The sequence below is a fragment of the Leyella stercorea genome (genome assembly GCF_019052365.1).
Lineage (GTDB): Bacteria > Bacteroidota > Bacteroidia > Bacteroidales > Bacteroidaceae > Prevotella.
This window is the reverse complement of sequence record NZ_JAHQUY010000138.1, coordinates 1-2,431: the sequence shown is the minus strand read 5'-3', so window position 1 is coordinate 2,431 and position 2,431 is coordinate 1. Positions and strand designations below refer to the sequence as shown.

The 2,431-nt window shown below is 55.1% G+C and carries 1 protein-coding gene; it reads left to right on the top strand.

Annotated elements, in window-relative coordinates:
• Positions 1–221: 221 nt before the first annotated feature.
• On the top strand, positions 222–2,431 hold a 2,210-nt coding region (locus tag KTQ90_RS13060; protein ID WP_217318792.1), incomplete at its 3' end, for a choice-of-anchor J domain-containing protein.

The window sequence follows — 2,431 nt, the reverse complement described above, 5'->3', positions numbered from 1 at the left end:
ATATGTGCAACTTTTTACTCATATTTATCAACTTAAATTAATTCCGCCAACGGGTTAAAAAAGTATAAAGCTAATGCCGTAGCCTCCTACTATTTGCATCGTTATCTATTAAAAACCGTGTGATTAATATTTATTAACGCAGTTTGTTAATCTTAAACCCAATAATACCACTACTTTTGTAAGCAGAGAGTAATAAATCATTAACAAAAAGTAAGTTGCGTATGGAATTATTTACACGACAAGCAGCAGTTGCATTGTTCTTCGGATTGTTTGCAACATCCACACAAGCAAAGGAGTTCTCCTATCTTGAAACCTTCGACGACGAGACAACGTTCAGCGCAGGCGGAACATTGCCCGACGGATGGCTCGGCGACGCCTCAGCCGTTCCCGTTCAGCGCTACGAGGGAGCGTATCTCGGATCGGGCAACCACTCCGGTTCGTACGTGCTCGGCACGATGGCATCATCGAGCATGGGACGCGACAGCTGGGTATACACCCGCAAGCTGACGCTGAAGGCAGGCGTAGCATACACCGTGAGCTACTGGCTGCACATGCCGGGCGGCGTGGCTCCTGCTGCCTACAACAATAACGTGGCGCTCTACGTGGGCACCGACCAGACACGCGAGGCTGCAACAACGCTCGTAGGCGAGACCGGCAAGACCGTCCTCAGCGAGTGGACACAGCAGACATACACCTTCACCCCCGAAGCCGACGGCGAATATGCTTTCGCGATAAACATAACCAGTCAGCTCTACAACTCGGGCTACGTAGCACTCGACGACTTTGAGGTTACGGGCGACGAGCCGGGCGGTAGCACTGTCGATCCCGGCGACCCCGACAAGGTGATTTGCGAACTGCCCTACTCGCAGTCGTTCGACAACGAGAACAAGGACTACGACGGCACCACATACGTGCCTAAGGGATGGCTCGCAACGGGTACGTCTACCTTTATAACTGCCAACACCGACGACCTCAAGGCTGCCGACGGCTCCTACTATCTCATAGCACCCGAGAGCCGCGTGCAGCGCGACGACCGCATCTATACGCCTTACTTCCACATGCAGGCAGGCGTAGAATACACCGCGTCGTTCTACCTCTACATGCCGGGCAACCTCGACTACGGACACGCCAGCGACTTCAGCTTCACCGTAGGCGACGAGCAGGACTCCGAGTTCCATACCCCGCTGCTTACGCTCCCGCGCTACACCAACGAGGCTTGGACAAAGCACACCGTGAAGTACACGCCTAAGGAAGACGGCGACTACTGCTTCTCGTTCGCACTCGGCGGCGAGGACACATACGCAGGCGAGGCGTGCATCGACCTCTTCACCGTTACATCGCCCGAGGCTAAGGCTAAGCCGAGAGCCGTGTTCTCGTTCAATGGTTATTTCGACCTTATGAACAGCAAGCTCATCACCTTCGAAGGCTCTAAGGTGCAGATGGTGAACCAGAGCACCGACGCCGACACTTATCTTTGGGAGGTGCCGGGCGCGCAGCCCGAGACTTCTACCGAGCCTAACCCGACATTCATGTTCCCGCAGGACGGCGACTACAATGTGAAGCTCACCGTAACCAACGAGCGCGGCGAAAGCTCTACATCCGAGAAGGTGAGCGTAGAGATTGTAAGAGGCGAGAAAGCACAGCTGCCGATAGGCGTTTCCAACCCCAACGAAGACCAGCTCTGGACACGCAGCAAGGTGCCCTCGTTCGCTACAGCATCGTGCGACTGGGTGACGGGTGCTAACCATTACTACAAGCACTTCGCCGAGCGCTTCGACCTTCCGGCAGGAAACGAGTACGCCGTGACGAGCGTCACGCTCTATCTCTGCTATTACAACCTGGCAAGCCGCTACTATAACGATCAGGCTAACGAACCCGTTAGCATCGTGCTCTACGGCGAGAAAGACGGCAAGCCCGACACTTCGAAGGAATTCGGACGTTACACCTCTACAATGAAGGGACTCTTCGGCACACTCGGACTCTCTGAGGCTGAGATGCGCGGCATACAGTTCGACAAGCCTATCGTTGCCGACGGACCGTTCTACGTTGCCTTCGAATTCTCTGACGGACTCTGGTTCGACGAGCCTGATGCTAACCTCTCACGCACAGAAGTTGGCTTCGGCGGATTCACTCACCGCAGCAAGGTTACAACGCTCTACGTTCAGCCTACAGCCGTTCCAGAGACATCTACCTTCGTTCCCGATGGTTCTTACTGTCCGGTTGACGCTCTCGACGCCGAGTACAAGGGCGTAGGTCTCAACCTCGTGGCATGGGCAAACGTGAAGGGTTCTGAGACATCAGTAGCTCTCACCTCTGACGGCTCCGTAGCCTTCGACGCTCGTCTCGACGGCGACCTTCTCACCGTTAGCGGCACACACGCCGGCGAGACTGTTCTCGTAAGCGATGTCGCAGGCAAGACCGTAGCCACAGC